This is a genomic window from Leucobacter sp. NPDC077196 (assembly GCF_040687075.1).
Lineage (GTDB): Bacteria > Actinomycetota > Actinomycetes > Actinomycetales > Microbacteriaceae > Leucobacter.
The window spans coordinates 38,450-58,475 of sequence record NZ_JBFBML010000010.1; the positions used below are offsets into that span (position 1 = coordinate 38,450).

General features: G+C 65.3%; 18 protein-coding genes and 4 tRNA genes. 11 read left to right on the forward strand and 11 right to left on the reverse strand.

Going from position 1 to position 20,026, the window contains the following annotated elements; translation table 11 throughout:
* Positions 1-19: 19 nt before the first annotated feature.
* From AB0O71_RS10820 to AB0O71_RS10830, 3 genes are all read right to left on the reverse strand, one after another.
* On the reverse strand, positions 20-289 hold the full coding sequence (locus tag AB0O71_RS10820; protein WP_363745128.1) for a PLD nuclease N-terminal domain-containing protein: 270 nt from the start codon (positions 287-289) through the stop codon (positions 20-22).
* Between the two features lie 148 nt (positions 290-437).
* A tRNA-Val gene (locus AB0O71_RS10825) sits at positions 438-510 on the reverse strand.
* Between the two features lie 115 nt (positions 511-625).
* Positions 626-1,648, reverse strand: a complete 1,023-nt coding sequence (locus AB0O71_RS10830) for a hypothetical protein (protein ID WP_363745130.1) — start codon at positions 1,646-1,648, stop codon at positions 626-628.
* A gap of 161 nt (positions 1,649-1,809) precedes the next feature.
* Between AB0O71_RS10830 and AB0O71_RS10835 the strand changes: the two genes are divergently transcribed.
* The 6 genes from AB0O71_RS10835 (at position 1,810) to AB0O71_RS10860 (ending at position 3,987) form a co-directional block, all read left to right on the forward strand.
* Positions 1,810-1,882: transfer RNA gene (locus AB0O71_RS10835), tRNA-Gly, on the forward strand.
* 43 nt (positions 1,883-1,925) lie between these two features.
* Positions 1,926-1,996, forward strand: a tRNA-Cys gene (locus tag AB0O71_RS10840).
* A gap of 27 nt (positions 1,997-2,023) precedes the next feature.
* Positions 2,024-2,095: transfer RNA gene (locus AB0O71_RS10845), tRNA-Val, on the forward strand.
* Positions 2,096-2,305: 210 nt separating this feature from the next.
* Complete coding sequence (locus AB0O71_RS10850; protein WP_363745132.1) at positions 2,306-2,824, forward strand: hypothetical protein; 519 nt, start codon at positions 2,306-2,308, stop codon at positions 2,822-2,824.
* A 132-nt stretch (positions 2,825-2,956) separates the two neighbouring features.
* Positions 2,957-3,559 carry a class I SAM-dependent methyltransferase gene (locus AB0O71_RS10855; protein ID WP_363745134.1) on the forward strand — a complete coding sequence of 201 codons (603 nt, stop codon included), beginning with the start codon at positions 2,957-2,959 and terminating at the stop codon, positions 3,557-3,559.
* Between the two features lie 71 nt (positions 3,560-3,630).
* Positions 3,631-3,987, forward strand: coding sequence for a VOC family protein (locus AB0O71_RS10860; RefSeq protein WP_363745136.1), 357 nt, complete (start codon positions 3,631-3,633; stop codon positions 3,985-3,987).
* A 69-nt stretch (positions 3,988-4,056) separates the two neighbouring features.
* Here AB0O71_RS10860 and AB0O71_RS10865 read toward each other — a convergent pair whose 3' ends face one another.
* Genes AB0O71_RS10865 through AB0O71_RS10875 form a run of 3 tightly spaced genes read right to left on the reverse strand, consistent with a single transcriptional unit; the run spans position 4,057 to position 6,873 of the window.
* Positions 4,057-4,584 carry a type II toxin-antitoxin system PemK/MazF family toxin gene (locus tag AB0O71_RS10865; RefSeq protein WP_363745138.1) on the reverse strand — a complete coding sequence of 176 codons (528 nt, stop codon included), beginning with the start codon at positions 4,582-4,584 and terminating at the stop codon, positions 4,057-4,059.
* 5 nt (positions 4,585-4,589) lie between these two features.
* Complete coding sequence (zapE, locus tag AB0O71_RS10870) at positions 4,590-5,648, reverse strand: cell division protein ZapE (protein WP_363745140.1); 1,059 nt, start codon at positions 5,646-5,648, stop codon at positions 4,590-4,592.
* 28 nt (positions 5,649-5,676) lie between these two features.
* Positions 5,677-6,873, reverse strand: a complete 1,197-nt coding sequence (locus AB0O71_RS10875; RefSeq protein ID WP_363745142.1) for a hypothetical protein — start codon at positions 6,871-6,873, stop codon at positions 5,677-5,679.
* 79 nt (positions 6,874-6,952) lie between these two features.
* On the opposite strand from AB0O71_RS10875, the gene AB0O71_RS10880 reads away from it, so the two are divergent.
* The 4 genes from AB0O71_RS10880 to AB0O71_RS10895 all read left to right on the forward strand — a co-directional run bounded on the left by AB0O71_RS10880 (position 6,953) and on the right by AB0O71_RS10895 (position 12,222).
* The gene (locus AB0O71_RS10880) at positions 6,953-7,570 is read left to right on the forward strand and encodes a DUF3000 domain-containing protein (RefSeq protein WP_363745144.1); all 618 of its coding nucleotides are present in this window, start codon (positions 6,953-6,955) and stop codon (positions 7,568-7,570) included.
* Positions 7,571-7,575: 5 nt separating this feature from the next.
* Complete coding sequence (locus AB0O71_RS10885; RefSeq protein WP_363745146.1) at positions 7,576-8,766, forward strand: HRDC domain-containing protein; 1,191 nt, start codon at positions 7,576-7,578, stop codon at positions 8,764-8,766.
* A 114-nt stretch (positions 8,767-8,880) separates the two neighbouring features.
* On the forward strand, positions 8,881-10,083 hold the full coding sequence (locus AB0O71_RS10890; protein ID WP_363745148.1) for an acetyl-CoA C-acyltransferase: 1,203 nt from the start codon (positions 8,881-8,883) through the stop codon (positions 10,081-10,083).
* Positions 10,084-10,086: 3 nt separating this feature from the next.
* Complete coding sequence (locus AB0O71_RS10895; RefSeq protein ID WP_363745150.1) at positions 10,087-12,222, forward strand: 3-hydroxyacyl-CoA dehydrogenase NAD-binding domain-containing protein; 2,136 nt, start codon at positions 10,087-10,089, stop codon at positions 12,220-12,222.
* A 107-nt stretch (positions 12,223-12,329) separates the two neighbouring features.
* Here AB0O71_RS10895 and dxs read toward each other — a convergent pair whose 3' ends face one another.
* The 5 genes from dxs to dut form a co-directional block, all read right to left on the reverse strand.
* Complete coding sequence (gene dxs, locus AB0O71_RS10900) at positions 12,330-14,282, reverse strand: 1-deoxy-D-xylulose-5-phosphate synthase (protein ID WP_363745152.1); 1,953 nt, start codon at positions 14,280-14,282, stop codon at positions 12,330-12,332.
* Between the two features lie 139 nt (positions 14,283-14,421).
* The gene (acnA, locus tag AB0O71_RS10905; protein WP_363745154.1) at positions 14,422-17,109 is read right to left on the reverse strand and encodes an aconitate hydratase AcnA; all 2,688 of its coding nucleotides are present in this window, start codon (positions 17,107-17,109) and stop codon (positions 14,422-14,424) included.
* Between the two features lie 63 nt (positions 17,110-17,172).
* A complete protein-coding gene (locus AB0O71_RS10910; protein ID WP_363745156.1) occupies positions 17,173-18,042 on the reverse strand; it encodes a DUF3159 domain-containing protein in 870 nt (289 codons plus the stop codon).
* Positions 18,039-18,713 (reverse strand): DUF3710 domain-containing protein, encoded by a 675-nt coding sequence (locus AB0O71_RS10915; RefSeq protein ID WP_363745158.1) that lies wholly within the window; start codon positions 18,711-18,713, stop codon positions 18,039-18,041. Before AB0O71_RS10915 ends, AB0O71_RS10910 begins: the two co-directional genes overlap by 4 nt.
* Before the next feature lie 71 nt (positions 18,714-18,784).
* Positions 18,785-19,222, reverse strand: coding sequence for a dUTP diphosphatase (gene dut / locus AB0O71_RS10920; RefSeq protein ID WP_363745160.1), 438 nt, complete (start codon positions 19,220-19,222; stop codon positions 18,785-18,787).
* 89 nt (positions 19,223-19,311) lie between these two features.
* On the opposite strand from dut, the gene AB0O71_RS10925 reads away from it, so the two are divergent.
* Positions 19,312-19,785 carry a DUF3093 domain-containing protein gene (locus AB0O71_RS10925; RefSeq protein ID WP_363745162.1) on the forward strand — a complete coding sequence of 158 codons (474 nt, stop codon included), beginning with the start codon at positions 19,312-19,314 and terminating at the stop codon, positions 19,783-19,785.
* Positions 19,786-20,026 lie beyond the last annotated feature (241 nt).

Below are 20,026 nucleotides of genomic sequence, written 5' to 3' on the forward strand. Positions count from 1 at the left end.
TGCCGACCACCGTACGATCCTACTGCGTTCGAGCGTCGTCGACCTGCGGTGCATGGGGGCGCTTTCCCGGGCTCGCAGTCGCGAACCGCCGGCGGCCCGCCGTGAACCAGACGATGGCTCCGACGAGGGGAACTGCAGCGATGAAGAAGATCCAGGCGATCATCTTGGGCCAACTGAGCTGCTCGCCGATCTTTGCGAGAGAGAGGATCGCCCAAAGCCCGAGCACCGCGTGGGTGAGGGCGAAGATTCCCGGCAGGAAGTCGAGCGCGGTGACGGCCGGAGCATGCATGGGCGTCAGACTACCCGAGCGGCTGCAGGGCACGTCACACCGGCCCCTCTGCTGGGGCAATCGCGCGGCCGCACCGAGGAAGCGGCTCGGAAACCGAAGTCTGAAACGACGGCACCCCCGCGACTCATCGACTCGCGGGGGTGTGCTGTGGGCGATACCAGACTCGAACTGATGACCTCTTCCGTGTGAAGGAAGCGCGCTACCAACTGCGCCAATCGCCCGCGAGCATGAGCAGAACCCTTCAGGGATCCGGTCGATGCCAACCTGAAAGATCATACACGGATCATGGGCCGGTCGTGCACCGTCGGCGGGGTGGGGCAGCTTTCCGCGGATCCGTCATCTCTCGTTCGGGCGTGTCGTAATGGGCGCGAGATCACTGTCGAGATGCTCATCGAGCTCTGCACTCACCTCGCCCAGGGCCTCGAGGTCATCGCGAAGCGCGTTGTATCGATCAATATCGGCCTGAAGCGCGTCGAGTTCGGCATCAAGCGAGACGCGCCGCTGCTGGAGCGCATCGGCGTCGCGCTGCTGCCCATCCGGGTCGTCGCGATAATCGTCACGCTCGATCCGCGTCGCGTACGCAGTCGCGTCTGCGTTGAACGCATCCACCGCGTCACCGTATGCGGATTTGCGTCGCTCGACGTCTGCTCGCAACGACGTCATCTCAGCCTGGAGCGCCACCGCTTGGCTCTGGAGATCGTTGAATACCGTGTGATACGACTCGAAGTCGTCGATGAGGGCTGGTCGATTGGTGAACCATTGCGCATAGTGATCCTCGAGCCATGTCGGCAGATCGCGCACCTCGGTACCCAGAACCGAATGCAGCTCATTGGCGAAGGCCGACTCCGAGAGGTGCTCGTACACGGACATGCGCTCCTTGAGGTCAGGATGCGACGGCACCAACTCCTTGTATGCACCGCGAAGACGAGATGCGAGCAGCGATTGATCGCCCTCCCCGAGACGGCGAAACGCAGCATGGAGCAATTCGTGAGCCGCGGTGATCTCGACGATGCCGTTCACTCGATCGTCCGTGACGTCGAAGAGATGAATGCGATCAGACGTGTAGCAGCCGAGCACATGACCTTGTTCAGAGTGATCAACGCCGGCGCACTGATCATTGAAGTGCTGACTCCCGTCGATCGTCGGATGGGTCGCGATGAAAATGCGACGCCCGGCATCCGTGAGCTCTAGATCCTCGGCCAATTCGTTGACCCGCGGGGTCATCTCGTAGTTGATTCCGGCGACGTGGTCGCTGATCTCCTGGCGGAGCATCATGCCGGCCACGATGAGACCGACAACGGCGAGGAACACGCTGAAGCCGACCCATCGCTTCACCACCGCTGCCGCCCCTTCAGCCATGCAATAACAGTATCCGCGCCGGTGCTCCACAGTGAGAAAAAGTTGCGAGATCCGCGCGACGATTGGGCGCGCTCGGGCGGCGCGCCCGGGATTGCCGCACCGATTTGCACCCCCGGCAAGGCTTCCCTATAGTTATTCAGGTCGCGGTAACGCGGTGAAATGCGGATGTAGCGCAGTTGGTAGCGCATCACCTTGCCAAGGTGAGGGTCGCGAGTTCGAGTCTCGTCATCCGCTCTAGTGCCCGAGCTTGCTCGGTAACTTATGGTAACAAAACTACGGTGGCGTGGCCGAGAGGCGAGGCAGCGGCCTGCAAAGCCGTATACACGGGTTCGAATCCCGTCGCCACCTCGTCTCACAACTGAATAGCCTGAACAGGCGCGATTGGCGCAGCGGTAGCGCGCTTCCCTGACACGGAAGAGGTCACTGGTTCGATCCCAGTATCGCGCACAGATAGACCCGGCCCCGGCCGGGTCTTTTTCTTTCACCAGTGACCTCGCGAGCATCGCGAACGCGATGCGTTCGGGAAGCACCATCGAATGAGCTTCACAGGAGCCCAGGTGAGTCCGGTCGCTCGCACAACAGCCTCGTGGTGAGGTGGCGCGAAACTATGTGGATCAGCAGGCCTGCGCTCACAGACCGGCCTGTAACCTTGCGTACGTGTCAAACACGATCAGTTTGAGTGTGGCGGACGCAGATGTTCCCGACCTCCGCATGCAGAACGGACTCACGTCAGTCTTCATCTCCACGTTCGGACTCGCGGCCACGCGACTTGCGGACACCGATGATCAACGATTGCTCACCATATGGTTCCTAGAAAAGGACCAGTCCGTGGTGGGAATGGGCTCAGTCGGCTTCGACCTGGTCGAAGCGCCATTCCTACCAGCAGCATTCGAGACGCAGCGCGCTTTTATGCTCCAGTCGACTGGCGGGATGACGAGTCGTCTGGGCTGGGAGACCCTCAGTTACGAACCGAACCCGCGATTACTGGACCCATCGATTGCTTCGTTCGCCGCTTTGCTCAATCATGTGACACGGGAACACCTCGATATTGCAGCTGCTGAAGAGTGGCGTGATAGCTGCGGAGCGGAAGAACTCATGTTCTCCGGTTTCCCAACCTGCACTCAACACAAGATCCTTTCAACCGTATTTGGTTGCCACGCCTGCAACGACCGATAGCGGATCACGCGTCCTTCTGCTTTGGATTCCCGGCCGCGGCCGGGTCTTTTACTTCCACCAGTGACCTTGCGAGCATCGCGAACGCGATGCGTTCGCCCGAGATGCGTCACACGCGGCACTAAGGGTGGAGCGATGTCAGCCACCGCGATACAGTGCTCGTACGATGCGCGGGCGGCAGAATATGCCGACCTGTTTGCCGCCGTCAACGCAGCGCCCGCCGAAGATGTGGTCGAGATTCGCGACTGGGCCGCGCGGTGCAGGGGCCCGCTCGTCGATGCCGGCTGCGGCCCGGGCCAGTGGACCGACGATCTGCGCCGTCAGGGCGCGGAGATCACGGGCTTCGACCTCTCCCCCGCGTTCATCGAGATCGCGCGCGAACGATTTCCGCATACCGAGTATCGGGTTGCTGACCTGGCGCAGAGCGGCATCGCCACCGCTTCCGTCGGCGGAATTCTCTCGTGGTTCTCGGTGATCCATACTCCTCCCGACGAGATCGACGCGGTTCTCGCCGAGTTCGCCCGCGCGTTGGCTCCCGGCGGACGCCTCCTGCTCGGAGCATTCGCCTGGCCGGAGCTGGAACCGTTTCCGCACGCCGTTGTCACCGCCTATCGGTGGCCGCCCGACAGCCTCGCTCGACGGCTCATCTCTGCAGGGTTTGAGGTACAGCGAGTCAACGAGCGCACGCCCGAGGGCGCCCGACCGCAGTGCACGCTCGAAGCTCGACGTGTCGAGTAATGATTGTCACGGGAAGAGCCGCAGCACACAATGGAGAGGACCAGAACTTCGGCTTCGAGATAGGAATATCCATGGCACACCTCGGCTCCCTGCACAGCTTCGTGCTCGACTGCCCCGACCCGCGTGCGCTCGCGGAGTTCTATCGCGGGCTCGTCGGGGGCACGATACGGCCCGACGGCGAGGATTGGGTCAATCTCGAGATTGACGGCATCGGGGCGAAGCTCGCTTTCCAGCAGTCCCCCGGTTACGCGGCACCGGTATGGCCGAGCGATGACGGCGACCAGCAGGCGCACCTTGATATCGCAGTGCCCGACCTGGCGGGTGCCCACGATGAGGTGCTCGCACTCGGCGCGCGCCACATCGAGTCGCATGACACGTTCCGGGTCTACCTTGATCCTGTCGGTCACCCGTTCTGCACCGTCGTTTAGTGCCGCCGGATCGCGGAGCGTACGGAAGATGAGACGCCGACCGCGGGGGTGGGCACGTGATCGGCAGTCTCAGCGCCCGTAGGGCTTTTGCACTCCGTGCGCGCGCATGACCGCGCCGACGACGTCGACGAAGCGGCCGCGGTCGAGCACATGGCCCTCGCGCCGCATGCGTGCGTGCGGGAGGCGGAGCACCCGATCGGTAGCGAGGAAGCTCTCTCGCCCCTCCGCGTCCCACGCCCCTGATCCCACCGAGACGAAGCCGCGATGCTGTTTCGTGCTCAGATAGCAACCGGCCGTCGTACTCGCGTCGATGCGGGCGATGATGAGCACCGGCCGATCCTTCCCCCGGCCATCGTGCTCCGCATACGGCACCCAGGCCCACACGATCTCCCCCGGATCAGGATCGCCGTCCGGATCTGGCTCATAGCTGGGTCGGAGTGCGCGGATCTCGGCGAGCGAAAGGTCAGCGTCGCTGAGGCGGCTCGTGGCGTTTCCGCGATGCTCAACCGGGAGCGTTCGTGAAGACGGCTTCGTGAGCGCAGCGACGAACGAGCGCAGCACTCCAACGATCGCGCCCGAGACTCCTCGCCGCACCATTGCCGTTAGGCGATCTCGCTCGCGGAGAGCGCGTTGAGGCGCGACATGCAGCGCAGGTACTTCTTGCGGTAACCGCCCTCGAGCATCCCGCCGCCGAAAATAGTGGTGATCGGTGCACCGGTTGCGCGAATCGGTATCTGGGCGTCGTACACGCGGTCGATGAACGCGACGAATCGCAGTGCCGACGACTGATCGGTCAGCACGCGCACGTCGCGGAGGCCGATGCACTGCACTCCCGTCAGCAGGCCGCTGTAGCTCGACGGATGCACGGTTGAAAGATGTTCGATCAATGCGGAGAAGTCGTCATCCGTCATGCGTTCGTGCGCCGCGGCAACGTCGGCGAGGGCGAAGCGGTACTCCTCGTCGGAGAGCGGAACCGCGTCCCCCTCGAGATCCCGCTGTCGGTAGTCGACGCCGTCGATGCGAATAGTCGTAAAACGATCGGACATCGCTTGGATCTCGCGCATGAAATCCGCAGCGGCGAAACGGCCCTCTCCGAGTGCGTTCGGCGGAGTGTTGGAGGTCGCGACGAACTTCGTGCCCGTCGAGGTGAGATCACCGATCAACCGAGTCATCAGCATCGTGTCGCCCGGATCATCGAGCTCGAACTCATCGATGCAGATCAGCCGGGCGCCTGACAGCACTCCGACGGCCCCGTTGTAGCCGAGAGCACCGACCAGAGCGGTGTACTCGATGAACGTGCCGAAGTACTTGCGACCCGACGTCGCATGCCAGGTTGCAGCGAGCAGGTGCGTCTTTCCGACGCCGAAGCCGCCGTCGAGGTAGATGCCCGGCTTGGTCGGCGCGTGTGTCGACGGCTCCGCCTTCTTGCGCCCCAGGCCGAAGAATCCCCCGCGCGAGACGGTCGGAGCCGGAACAGCGAACGCCCGGAGCATCTCGCGAGCTTCCTCTTGCGACGGGTAATCGGGATCCGGTCGATAGGAGTCGAACGAGGCGCGGTCGAACTGGGGCGGGGGAACCAGCGTCGCTACGAGCTCGGTGCCGCTGATCGTGGGGCGCCGGTCGACGAGGCTGGAGGTGCTGTGCTGGGAGTCTGAGACCATCGCGGCTAGTCTACCGCCGTCCTGTCGTTCACCCGCGCCAGGGCGGGTGAGGCAAAGCCCGGGCGAATGCGCGGGTGACGGCTTCCCAACCCGTGGGATCGATGTTCCAGAGCTTGACGTGCTCGGCTTCCGGTTGGAGGCGGAGCTGGACAAGGTCAGGTCGGAGCTCGGCGAGCCGTTCCGCGCCCGATGCAGGCACGAACGTGTCGTCGCGGCTGGCATGAATGAGCACGGGCACGCGAAGTTCATCCGCGAACGTCTCGGGGTGCAGCGAGCTGATCGGAAGCCCACCGCTTTCACCCGCTGCGACGAGGCCACGTGCGAGCATCTCTACGCCGAGGCCGGCAATCATTGCAGGCACTGACTGCGCCGAGGCGTGGTATCGCAGCAGAGCGTTCCAATCGACAGCGGGTGAATCGAGTATCAGCCCGTCGACGAGGTTTCGGTGCGCGCCGCGGGTAGCCGCGACCAGGCATGCGGTGCCGCCCATGGACCAGCCGAAGAGGGTGACGCGCTCGGCTCCGCGACGTTGAGCCTCGGCTATCGCCGCATCGACGTCCCGGCTCTCGGAGAACCCGACTCCGTATCTGCCCCGCAAGCCGCGAGGGGCTCCTGGGTCGTTGCGGTAACTGATCACGAGACTCGTGATGCCGCAGCGAGCCAGCGACGTGACACCCCGCATGGTCTCCTCGGGGAGCGCTCCGCGGCCGTGCACGTGCACGGCCCACCGTCGCTTGCGCGCAACGCGGGGGAACACGATCCACGCCTCGGCCTCGCCGAACTCGGTGGGATACGTGAGGCGTTCGACGCGGTAACCGAGTTCTTCGGGATCGGTGAACCACCACCCAGTGATTCGCCCGCGGATTCCTGCCCGAAGTACGCCGCGATCGACCGCCACGAGTTCTCGTACCGCGCCGCCGTCCGAGACCTCGACGACCGAGCCGAGCCTGGCGTGGCCCTCACCGCCGTCGAAGATGAATGAGTAGCGGCCGGGCAGATCCGCGTCGACTCCGCGCAGTCCAACGAGCCGTGTGCCGCCATTCGCCCCGAACTCTTCGACCTCGACGACGGTCACAGGAGATTCCGGGACCGCGGCCGGCGTCACGGCTCGGCGCGCGAGTGCGATACCTCCGAGCAGAGCTCCCGCACTACCCGCGACGAGCGTCCCAGCAATCGCTCCAGCGGCTCCGAGACCGAACGTTCGCACCCATCGTGTTCGTCGCATGCAGGCCCTCCCCCTCTTCGCCCCAGCACGGCGTGGCATCGGCAGGATGCTCACAGGAAACTCTAGTGTCGCCAGTGTGATGGCACGCGTCAGTGGTACCCATGTCGATTTCGACACGGCGGCCGAGCAGCTCCGCAATGCGAGACTGCGCGAGGAGCTCATCTCCCAAGAAATTCCGGCACCCGAGCGAATCGCACCGCAGTCCGTCGCGTTTGCGGCGGGCGTCGCTCGCGGCGTGCACGGCGTAGGCGCCACGGAAACCGCGTTGGAGTCCCCGTACGGGGCGGGTCGCATCGTACTGATGCACGACGCAGCCGCCATCGACGAGTGGGGCGGCCCGTTTCGCATCGTGTGCTTCGCGCAGGCTCCTCTTGAGCTCGAGATCGGAGTCGACCCGTTCATTTCGGACGTCGCCTGGTCCTGGCTCGTCGACGCACTCGATTCGCGCGGCGCACGGTACGTGTACCTCTCGGGCACGGCGACGAAAACGCTGTCGAGCAGCTTCGGTGCGCTCGAGGCCCGCGGTGATTCCGCTCAGATCGAGCTTCGCGCATCGTGGACGCCCACCGGATCGGATTTCGGCGTGCACGCCGAGGCTTGGTCGGAGCTCGTCTGCCTGCTGGCCGGCCTGCCCCACGCCGAGGGAATAGACTCCATCGCGGCACGGCGCTCCCGCCAGGCCGCGGAAGGGGTTTGAACAGCATGACGATCTCCCAGTCGGAGCTCGACATCGAATGGACGATGGTCGTGGACACGGGGGGCCTCGCTGCGGCGGCAGCGGCGCTCGCGAAGGGAACCGGACCGGTCGGTGTCGACGCAGAACGGGCGTCGGGGTTCCGCTACGGCGGAGAGGCCTATCTCGTGCAGGTGCACCGGCAGGGCGCTGGCACGTTTCTCATGGATCCGGTAGGGATCGATGATTTCTCGCCGCTCCAGCGTGCGATCAGTGATGCCGAGTGGATCTTCCACGCTGCCTCGCAGGATCTCGCGTGCCTCGCTGCCCTGGGCCTCGTGCCGACGCACCTGTTCGATACCGAGCTCGCCGCGCGACTGCTGGGATTCGATCGGGTCGGACTCGGCGCGATCGTCGAGTTGCTGCTCGGAATCAGCCTCGAGAAGGCACATTCGGCAGCCGACTGGTCGCAGCGGCCCCTCCCCGAGGGCTGGCTCGAGTACGCAGCGCTCGACGTCGTGCTGCTCCCGCGGCTTCGTACGGCGATCGCCGAGCGGCTCGAGGAGCAGGAGAAGGCCGAGTTCGCTCGCCAGGAGTTCGAAGCAGTGCGCACGAAGCCCGAGAAACCGCGCCCTGAGGAGCCCTGGCGCAAGCTCTCGGGCGGCCACGCGCTCAAGACGCCCCGTGCGCTCGCCCTGGCGCGCGAGCTCTGGGAAGGGCGCGACGCCCTGGCGCGCGAACGCGACGTCGCACCCGGTCGTCTGATCCCCGATTCGTCTGTGGTCGCGGCAGCGAGTGCAAATCCGCGGTCGAAAGGCGATCTTGCGCGCCTCCAGGATTTCAAGGGCAGGGCGAGCCGCAGCGAGATCGATCGATGGTGGGCCGCCATCCTCCGGGGGAAGACCACCGAGAATCTGCCCGGGCAGAAGCGCCGCGATCCTGATTCGATTCCCCATCACCGGATGTGGGCTCAGCGCAGCCCCGAAGCCGCGGCGCGCTTGGAAGCCGTGCGTCCGGTGATCGAGGCGGAGGCCGCTGCGCGAAGCATTCCGCTCGAAAACCTCTTGACCCCTGACACGTTGCGTCGTCTCGTATGGCGCCCGCCCGCGGACCGCTCGGCGGAGAGCATCGCACTCCGGCTCCGCGAACTCGGCGCGCGAGACTGGCAAGTTGGCATTACAGCACCAATTATCGCCTCCGCTTTTGTAGACCTCCCATAATTTCCGCGCGCTCCGACGGCGCTCGCTGAGTGCCGTTCGTGGGTTCGGTTTCGCGTGAGACTCCGTCTCTCTAGTATGGAAACGACGCAGATCACCAATGCTGATGGAGGCGAAGTGGCCGCAATGAGAGAAGTCGTGTTCGTGGACGGTGTCCGCACCCCGTTCGGGCGAGCGGGCGACAAGGGAATATACGCAGGAACTCGCGCGGATGACCTGGCGGTCAAAGCACTGCAGGGGCTCATCGAACGCAACCCAGAGCTTCCGCTCGACCGTATCGACGACGTCGGCATCGCCGCGACGACCCAGCAGGGCGACCAGGGCCTGACACTCGGTCGCACGGTGTCGATACTCGCGGGGATCCCCGTCACCGTTCCGGGTTTCGCCCTCGATCGGATGTGCGCCGGCGCGCTGACGGTGGCCTCGTTCATGGGTGCCGCGATTGGAGCGGGGCAGTACGACCTCGCGATCGCCGGCGGTGTCGAGCACATGGGCCGCCACCCCATCGGACTGGACGCCGATCCGAACCCCCGGTTCGTGGCTGAGAAGCTCGTCAGCCCTGATGCGCTGAACATGGGCCTCACCGCCGAGCGGCTGCACGACCGGTTTCCCGCGCTGACGAAGGAGCGTGCCGATCGCTTCGGCATGCTCAGCCAGCAGAAGGTGCAGGCGGCGTACGATCGCGGTGACATCCAGGCCGATCTCATCCCGGTTGCCACGCGCTCGGAGACGGGCTGGGGTCTCGCGACGGAGGATCAGGGGCGCCGCCCCGAGACGACCATGGAAGGTTTGGCGACGCTCAAGACACCCTTCCGTCCGCACGGCCGCGTGACTGCGGGCAATGCCTCGCCGCTCACTGACGGCGCGACCATCTCCCTGCTCGCGGGCGGGGACACCGCGAAGCAGCTCGGACTTTCGGTGAAGATGCGGCTCGTCGGATTCGGCTTTGCAGGCGTCGAGCCGGAGGTGATGGGCCTCGGCCCGGTTCCCTCAACCGAGAAGGCACTCGCGCGAGCCGGCCTCACCATCGACGACATCGGTCTGTTCGAGCTGAACGAAGCGTTCGCGGTGCAGGTGCTCTCATTCACCGATCACTTCGGCATCGCCGACGACGACCCGCGCGTGAACCCGTGGGGCGGCGCCATCGCGTTCGGGCATCCGCTCGCCGCATCCGGAGTGCGCCTCATGACGCAGCTCGCACGGCAATTCTCGCAGCGACCGGACGTGCGTTACGGTGTCACCGCCATGTGCGTCGGGCTCGGCCAGGGCGGCACCGCGATCTGGGAGAACCCGCATTTCGACGGAAAGAAGGGCAAGTAAGCCATGACCGACTACCGCAGCATCGACTTCTCTCCCCTCATCGCCGCCTCCGCCGACGAGGTCGTCACCGAGTCACTCGTGCGCGATGTGACGCTTCCCTCGGGAGGCACGCTCGCGCTCATCACGCTCGACAACGGCCGTGACTACACCCGTCCGAACACACTGGGACCCCGAACACTCCAGGGCCTCGGGAACGCACTCGACGATCTCCGGCGGCGCGCTTCCGCCGGAGAGATCGCGGCGGTCGCCGTCACCGGGAAGCCATTCATTTTCGCAGCGGGGGCAGACTTATCAAAGGTCTCGACCCTCGCCACCGAGGAGAACGCGCGGCTCATGGCACAGTTCGGGCACTTCGTGCTCGGAAAGTTCGGTGAGCTCGGCGTCCCCTCATTCGCGTTCGTGAACGGCCTCGCACTCGGCGGCGCACTGGAGATCGCCCTGCACTGCGATTACCGCACGCTTGACGATTCCACGGCGGCGCTCGCCTTTCCCGAGGTGTTCCTCGGCATCATTCCCGGCTGGGGCGGGGCAACCATCGTTCCGAATCTCATCGGTATCGAGCGGGCGCTCGAGATCATCGTGTCGAACCCGCTCAAGAACAATCGCATGCTGAAGCCGAAGCAGGCGTTCGAGATGGGTCTCTTCGACGCGATGTTCGGTGCCGCAAGCTTCCTGGAGCGCTCGATCGCGTGGGCGGATGGCGTCGTCGCGGGATCCGTGAAGGTGGACCGCAAGCACGTGCCGGGCAAGCTGGAACGGCTCACGAAATGGCCGGCTGCGATCAAGATCGCCCGCGATACGCTGAAGGCGCGCATCGGCACCACGGCGAAGGCGCCCTATGCAGCTCTCGACCTGCTCAGCGCCGCCAAGGACAATGATCTGGGGCGCGGGTTCGAGCGCGAGGATGAAGCACTCGCCCAGCTCATCTCGGGCGATCAGTTCGCAGCTTCGGTCTACGCCTTCGACCTCGTCCAGAAGCGCGCGAAGCGTCCGGCAGGCGCCCCTGACAAGCAGCTGGCGAAGCAGGTACGCAAGGTCGGCGTGATCGGGGCAGGGCTGATGGCGAGTCAGTTCGCATTGCTGTTCGCACGAAAGCTCCGCGTGCCGGTGCTCATCACCGACCTCGATCAGTCGCGCGTCGACAAGGGACTCGAGTACATTCGCGGCGAGGTCGACAAGATGCTCGAGAGGGGCCGACTGACCGCCGACGACGCGAATCAGATCAAGGATCTCGTGCGCGGCACGACCGACAAGTCGCAGTACGCCGACTGCGACTGGGTCATCGAGGCCGTCTTCGAAGAACTCAGCGTGAAGCAGGAGGTCTTCGCGGAGATCGAAGCGATCATCTCGGAGACCGCGGTGCTCGCGACGAACACGTCATCACTCTCCGTGCAGGAGATCGGTGAGCGGCTTGCGCACCCAGAGCGACTCGTCGGATTCCACTTCTTCAACCCGGTCGCCGTCATGCCACTCATCGAGGTCGTGCGCACTTCGACCACGGACGACGAGTCCCTCGCGACGGCGATGGTCGTCGCGAAGAAGCTCGGCAAGAGCGCGGTCATCACCGCCGACCGCCCGGGTTTCGTGGTGAATCGCCTGCTCGCAAAGGTGATGGGTGAGGCGGCGCGCGCGCTCGACGAGGGCACGCCCTTGCCGGTCGTGGAACGCGCCTTTGCTCCTATCGGGCTGCCGATGGGGCCGTTCGAGCTCATCGACCTCGTCGGATGGAAGGTCGCTGCGCACGTGCAAGACACGATGGTCGCTGCATTCCCCGACCGCTTCTACGCCTCCGAGAATCTGCACCGGCTCGCCGAGGTCGAAGAGCCCCTCGTAAAGTCGAAGATGGGGAAGGTCGAAGACCTCTCGAAATCGGGCAAGAAGGCCGTCACGCTCGGCAAGACAGCGGTCAGCGAGGAGGAGATCCTCCGACGGGTCGAAGACGAGCTCGCCGGTGAAATCAAGATCATGCTCGATGAAGGCGTCGTCGCTGCGGCTGAGGACATCGACCTGTGTCTGATCCTGGGCGCCGGCTGGCCCTTCCAGGCCGGCGGCGCGACGCCGTACCTCGATCGCTCAGGAGCAAGTGAGCGAGCGTTCGGCGGGACGTTCCACGATCCTCGGATCGCGGGAGCGCGCTGAGGCGAGCGTCGTGCGAAGCGGGGCGGATGGGAGTCAATCCCGTCCGCCCCGCTGCGCAGTTGAACGCCCATGAGCAGCGGTATCGACGACGGCCTCTGCTGACCAGCTCAGCTCACAGGTCGATCGCCGGCTTCAGGGCGAGCGATCGGCACGCGATCACCGCGCACTTGCTCGGCAACGCTAGCGGCGATTTGGTCCGCCGTGAGGCCCGCGTCGGCCAGCAGCTCCGAACGGGAGGCGTGATCCGGGAATGCATCGGGGGTGCCGAGTTCGCTGACGGCGGTGTCTACTCCAGCGTCTCTGCAGGCCTGACGGATGCGCGTTCCGACGCCTCCGACGCGAATACCGTCCTCAATGGTGACCACGAGCCGATGCTGAGCTGCCGCATCGACGAGGGAAACCGCCACGGGAACGACCCAGCGCGGGTCGATCACCGTCGAAGTGATGCCCAGCGATTCGAGCTGCTGAGCCGCTTCGAGCGCAATGACCGCCATTGGTCCCACCGCGACGAAGAGCACGTCCCGGTGTTCGCGGCCGTCGACCTCTGATTCGCGCAACACCTCGACACCGTCGGCCAAGCGCCGAAGGGCTGGGATGTCGTCTCCCACTGCACCTTTCGGGTAACGCAGCACCGTCGGACCATCGTCGATCGCGACTGCCTCCCCCAGCGTCTCGCACAGCGTCTGCGCGTCGCGCGGCGCCGCGATCCGAATGCCAGGAACCACCTGCAGCGTCGCCAGGTCCCACACCCCGTTGTGACTCGCCCCGTCGGGGCCGGTAATGCCCGCGCGGTCGAGCACGAATGTGACACCGGCGCGATGCAGCGCGACGTCCATCAGCAGCTGATCGAAGGCGCGATTCATGAAGGTCGCGTACACCGCGACCACGGGATGCAGCCCTCCGTAAGCGAGGCCAGCCGCGCTGGTGACCGCGTGCTGCTCGGCGATGCCGACGTCGATCACGCGGCCCGGGTGGCGGGTGGCGAGTGCATCGAGTCCGGTCGGCACCAGCATCGCAGCGGTGATTCCGATGATGCGCGCGTCGCCCTCTGCCAGCTCCACGATGCGCTGACGGAAGACCGAGGTCCAACTCCGGCCGGCGACGGCCTCGACGGGTTCACCGCTGCCCGGATCAATCTGACCGATCGCGTGGAACTGATCGGCGACGTCGTTCTCGGCGGGAGCGTACCCGCGCCCTTTCTCGGTGATCACATGCACGAGTGTCGGCCGCCCGTAGCCCTTGGCCTGGCGCAGCACCTCTTCGACGGCGAGGAGGTCGTGGCCATCGACGGGACCGAGATATTTGATATCGAGGTTGGAATACAGATCCTGGTTATCCGACGCTCGGCTGACGAACCCGCGCATGGCGCCGCGAGCCGCGCGGTAGAACGTGCGACCCGGCGTCCCGAGACGGGAGAACAGCTTCTCGCTGCCCTCCTGCAGATCGCGATAGGCGTCCTTCGAACGCACGGAGTTCAAGAACCGAGCCATGCCGCCGATGGTGGGCGCGTACGAGCGTCCATTGTCGTTCACGACCAGCACGAGATTGCGGTCATTGTCGTCGGTGATGTTGTTGAGCGCTTCCCAGGTCATCCCGCCGGTAAGCGCGCCGTCGCCGACGACGGCGACCACGTGCCGATGCTGCTGCGAGGGGTCGGTCTCGGCTCGTCGAGCGAACGCCCGGGAGATACCGTCGGCCCAGCTCAGTGAACTCGAGGCGTGCGAGCTCTCCACGATGTCGTGCTCCGACTCTGCACGCTGCGGGTAGCCGGCGAGCCCGCCGCGACTGCGCAGACCTGAGAAGTCCCGTCGACCCGTGAGCAGCTTGTGCACGTAGCTCTGATGCCCGGTGTCGAAGACGATCGGGTCTCTCGGCGAGCGGAAGACGCGATGGAGCGCGATCGTGAGTTCGACGACCCCCAGGTTGGGTCCGAGGTGCCCTCCAGTCCGCGACACCGCGGCGATCAGGAACTCACGAATCTCCGCGGCGAGCAACTCGCACTCCTCGAGCGACAGCGCGTCGAGATCACGCGGATCTCGGATTCGATCCAGGATCGCCACCCGCCGACCTCCGTTCCGCCCGACCGGGAGGGTCAGAGCATCCCCTCAGTCTACTCGGGGCGGAGGTACGAATCCTCGCCTGAAATGTAGTTGCGCCCGAGCGCTGGAAGCACTCGGGCGCAACTGCGATCGATGCAAATCAGACGAGCGAACGCAGCACGTACTGCAGGATGCCGCCGTTGCGGTAGTAGTCGGACTCACCCGGGGTGTCGATACGAACGACCGCTTCGAACGAAACCGAAGTGCCATCCTCGCGGGTCGCCGTGACGGAGACCGTGCGCGGCGTCACGCCCTCGTTGAGCGCGGTGATGCCCGAGATGTCAAAGGTCTCGGTGCCGTCGAGCCCCAGGCTTTCGGCGTTCTCGCCCTCGGGGAACTGCAGCGGAAGGACGCCCATTCCGATGAGGTTCGAGCGGTGGATGCGCTCGAAGCTCTCGGTGATGACCGCCTTGACGCCCAGCAGGCTGGTGCCCTTCGCGGCCCAGTCGCGCGAGGAACCCGATCCGTACTCCTTGCCGCCGAGCACCACGAGCGGAATTCCCGCCGCCTGGTAGTTCTGCGACGCGTCGTAGATGTACGACTTCGGAGCACCGTCGACAGTGAAGTCACGGGTGAAGCCACCCTCGACACCGGCTCCGTTGTTCTCGCCGGCGAGCAGCTGGTTGCGCAGGCGGATGTTCGCGAACGTTCCGCGAATCATCACCTCGTGGTTGCCGCGCCTCGACCCGTAGGTGTTGAAGTCCTTCGGTGAGATGCCGTTCTCTACGAGGTACTGGCCGGCAGGGGTCTCGGCCCGGAAGCTGCCGGCAGGGCTGATGTGGTCGGTCGTGACCGAATCGCCGAGCTTGGCGAGCACGCGCGCGCCCGAGATATCGGTGACCGGCGTCGGCTCAAGCTGCATGCCGTCGAAGTAGGGCGCCTTCCGCACGTAGGTCGACTTCTCGTCCCAGGCGAAGGTGTTGCCGTCAGGGGTCGGCAGTGACGTCCAGTGCTCATCGCCGTCGAACACCGTGGCGTACTTCTCGGTGAACATGCCTGAGTCGATCGACGCATCGGCGATCTTCTGCACCTCGACCGGATCGGGCCAGATGTCGCGCAGGAACACATCATTGCCGGCCTCATCCTGACCGAGCGCCTCGGTGTCGAAGTCGAAGTCCATCGTTCCGGCGAGCGAGTAGGCGATCACGAGCGGCGGGCTCGCGAGGTAGTTCATCTTGATGTCAGGGTTGATGCGGCCCTCGAAGTTGCGGTTGCCAGAGAGCACCGCGGTTACCGCGAGGTCGTGATCGTTCACCGCATCAGAGATCTCCTGGTTCAGAGGACCCGAGTTTCCGATGCAGGTCACACAGCCGTAGCCCACGGTGTAGAAGCCGAGCTGCTCGAGATCGCGGTTCAAGCCGGATTTCTCGTAGTAGTCCGTGACAACCTTGGATCCGGGCGCCAGCGTGGTCTTGACCCAAGGCTTCGCGCGCAGCCCGCGCGCAGCTGCGTTGCGAGCGAGCACACCGGCAGCGAGCATCACCGAGGGGTTGGACGTGTTCGTGCACGACGTGATCGATGCGAGCGTGACCGCTCCGTGGTCGATCTCGAATTCGCGCCCCTGCTCGTCCTTGACCTTCGCGGGGTTCGCCGCCTGCGCGTAGTTCTTCAGATCGGTTTCGAACTGCGACTTCGAGTTCGTCAGCTCGATACGATCCTGCGGGCGCTTCGGGCCGGCGATCGACGACACGACGGTGCTGAGGTCGAGCTCGAGGTACTCGCTGAACTCCGGCTCACGAGACGCATCGTGCCACATGCCCTGGGCCTGCGTGTAGGCCCGCACGAGCTCGATCTGCTCTTCGGAGCGCCCCGTGAGGCGCATGTAGTCGAGCGTGACGTCGTCGACCGGGAACATCGCAGCTGTCGAGCCGAACTCGGGGCTCATGTTGCCGATGGTTGCACGGTTCGCGAGCGGCACCGAGCCGACGCCCTCGCCGTAGAACTCGACGAACTTGCCGACGACACCGTGCTTGCGCAGCATTTGCGTGATGGTGAGCACGACGTCGGTCGCGGTCACACCAGCGGGGATCTGGCCCGAGAGCTTGAACCCGACGACGCGCGGGATGAGCATCGAAATCGGTTGCCCAAGCATCGCGGCCTCGGCCTCGATGCCGCCGACGCCCCAGCCGAGCACGCCGAGGCCGTTCTCCATCGTGGTGTGCGAATCGGTGCCAACGCAGGTGTCGGGGTACGCGAACAGCTCGCCATCGATCTCGCGAGTGAAGGTGACGCGCGCGAGGTACTCGATGTTGACCTGATGCACGATGCCGGTGCCGGGCGGAACGACCTTGAACTCGTCGAAGGCACCCTGGCCCCAGCGGAGGAACTGGTAGCGCTCTCCATTGCGCTGGTACTCGATCTCCACGTTGCGGGCGGCGGCATCGGGTGTGCCGTACACATCCGAGATCACGGAGTGGTCGATGACCATCTCAGCGGGAGCGAGGGGGTTGATCTTGTCGGGAGTACCGCCCAGCTCCACGACGGCCTCGCGCATCGTCGCCAGGTCTACAACGCAGGGCACGCCCGTGAAGTCCTGCATAATGACGCGCGCCGGGGAGAACTGGATCTCCGTATCCGGCTGGGCGCTCGGATCCCAGTTGCCGAGAGCCTCAATGTGCGACCGCGTGACGTTGGCCCCGTCTTCGGTGCGGAGGAGGTTCTCCAGCAGTACCTTCAGGCTGTACGGCAGCCGCTCGTGACCGGGGACCTGGTCGATTCGATAGATCCCGTATTCCTTCTCGCCGACGGCGAGGGTGCTCTTCGCTTCGAAGCTGTTAACGGCTCCCATTGAGCTCCTCCAATGTGTCTCGATGTCAAGATAATTCTACACCCGGATCAGACGCATCGAATGTTATGCGGACGGGGTGTTTTGCCCAGTGTTCGCGCCAGATTCACCCTTGGATTCATCAGATGATGGAGGGAGCCTGCTCAGCACCATCCACGTGAAGACGACCACGAGTGCGAACAGCGGCACCCCCATGACGAGGCGAGCGATTCCGAGGGCATCGGTAGCCGCAACGCCGTCGGGTTCGCGTGCCGCGAAGTAGAGCGGCATTTGCACGGCGAGTCGAGCGAGGAACAGCCCGCTCCAGAGGAGCGTGAGCCACGCTGCTACGCGCTTCAGCGCCCGATCGCGGCGCCATCCAGTGAGGTCTCCCCGCAGGGCTCCGAGTGCGACGCCGACGAGCGGCCAGCCGACCGCAACAGAGATGAGCAATCCGGCAGACCACACGATGTTCGTGATGAACCCGGGCACGTAGTAGTCGGCCCCGCGACCGGTGAGCAGAGTTGCAGCAACCGCGATCGCCACGCCAGCTGCACCCGAGAACACCGAGACGAGCGGCTCCCGCCGCACCAGTCGCACGACGACGGCGATGAGCGCGAGCGCAGCAGGAGCGATGGCAGAGATGCGCGCATCGCGGGTGAAGGTGAAGATCACGAGGAAGAGGAGTCCCGGAACGAGCGTCTCGGCGACGCCGCGCCACCCGCCGATGGCGTCGAGCACGCCGCGCCCGGTGAGCGACTCCCCCGACATGCCGGCCCGAACGGTGCGCCCGAGTGCTCCCCCGAACGTCGCTGGTTCCGCTGATTCCGCTGGCGCATCCTTGTCTGAGTCAGCACGAGCGCTCGGAGGGGTCAGCGGAGTGCGATGCCGGGATGCAGCACGGTCTTCCTCGCGTTCCCCGGATCCCTCAACCCGGCCATCCTCCGACCTGCTCACACCGGAAGCGTTCCGGCGGGAGGGGCCTGTCGCTGCCCCTGCACGCCAGCGGGAACCTTCAACTGCAACAGCTCGCTGGGAGGCATCGGCTGGTCGCCGCGCACGACCACGAGCTCGCGGAAGAGCTCGATGACGCGTTCGCGTGCTTCGGAATCTTGAGCGGCCTTGCCCATGATCACGCCGCGCAGCATCCACCTCGGGCCGTCGACGGCGATGAAACGCGCAACGCGCGTGCCTTCCTGGTCTCCCGGTGCAGGCGTTTCGACAAGGAGCTCAGGGCCGAGCGAGCCTGGTTCTTCGGCGACCGTACCGCCCTGAGACGTCATCTGCTGCGTCAGCTGAGCGCGCACGGGGCCCCACAGGCCCGTCTTCTTCGGCGCAGCGAACGCCTGCACCTGAAGCAGGGACTCGGCGTACTCGAGCGACACCGCGATGACGCGATTCGCGCGCTCATCGACCTCGAGCCGCAGCTGAAGACCCTCGCGGGGCGCGACCTTGATACCTCCCAAGTCGACGTACGGCCGCATCGCGGGAACCTCGGATGCGTCGAACGGACCCGCGGTCTCGCGGTCGGCCGGCGCAGATTTCGCGTCGTCGACGACCTCCGGCGTGCGCTCACTCAATTCGACATCGTCAGCCGAGCGCTGCTCCGGCGTCTGTGCTTCGCTCATCGTAGTTACTCCTTCGTCGTGACCCTGTGGGTCGAACTCAATCGGCGGCCACCCGCCTTGGGCGCCTCTCGTCAGCCGCTCACGCCGGTCGAACCGAATCCACCGGTGCCGCGCTCGCTCGTGGGGAGCTCGGATACCGGCACAAAGACCGCGCGCGTCACGGGCATGACGACAAGCTGCGCGATGCGGTCGCCCGCCGCGACCGAGAAGCGCTGCGAACGATCGGTGTTCAACAGCGTCACTTTGATCTCGCCTCGATATCCTGCGTCCACGGTTCCCGGCGAATTCACCACGGTGATGCCGTGCTTGGCGGCCAGGCCGCTCCGTGGAACGACGAAGGCGGCGTACCCGTCCGGCAGCGCGATCGAGACGCCCGTGCCGATCAGCGCTCGCTCCCCCGGCCCCAGATCAACAGCCTCGGTCGCGCGGAGGTCGGCCCCCGCATCGTTGGCGTGCGCGTAGTGCGGCGGGAGATCCGCCACAATCGGTACCTCAACCACATCAGTCACCAGCACAGGCTAGCGGATTCTGCCGACCGTGTGCTCGGATCGACGGACCTCGCGGCTCTCTCTGAGCGGGCCGCGGGATAATGGGAACCATGACCCGTGACGCCAGCACTGCCCCGCCAACGACGACCTACCGGGAGCGACTACTTCCCGGAGTGAGCCTCTTCATTGCGCTGGTGCTGGTGATCCCTGCGGTCGCGCTCGTGCTGACGCCGATCAACGCCCAATGGGCAATCCCGACAGGTGTCACCGTCTACGTGATTCTGGCGGCCACGTTTCTCCTGCTCAGCCCCTCCATCGTCGTCGAGAATGGGCGACTTACGGCTGGCCGAGCCGCCATTCCGGTGTCACTTCTCGGAGACATCGAGCTCTTGGGAGCCGAGGGGCTCAAAGCAGCGATCGGCCCAGGGTCAGACGCACGCAACTACCTATTGCTGCGCGGCTGGATTCATCGCGGCGTGCGGATCGCCAACACTGATCCCGCTGATCCTGCACCGCACTGGATTCTGACGACTCGGCACCCGAAGAAACTCGCTGACGCGATTGTCGCGGTTCGCGCCGCGTGACTTTCAGTCCCGGTCATCCTCTCCGGGAACGCACAACGGCCGCCCCCGCGTCGAGCGGGGGCGGCCGTTGCGCTGAGTTCAATCAGTCGATGCGACTCAGTTTGAGCATTCTGACGCGGTGGCGTCAGCCGCGAATGCCTGAGTCGCGATGCGACTCAGTTTGAGCATTCTGACGCGGTGGCGTCAGCCGCGAATGCCTGAGTCGCGATGCGACTCAGTTTGAGCATTCTGACGCGGTGGC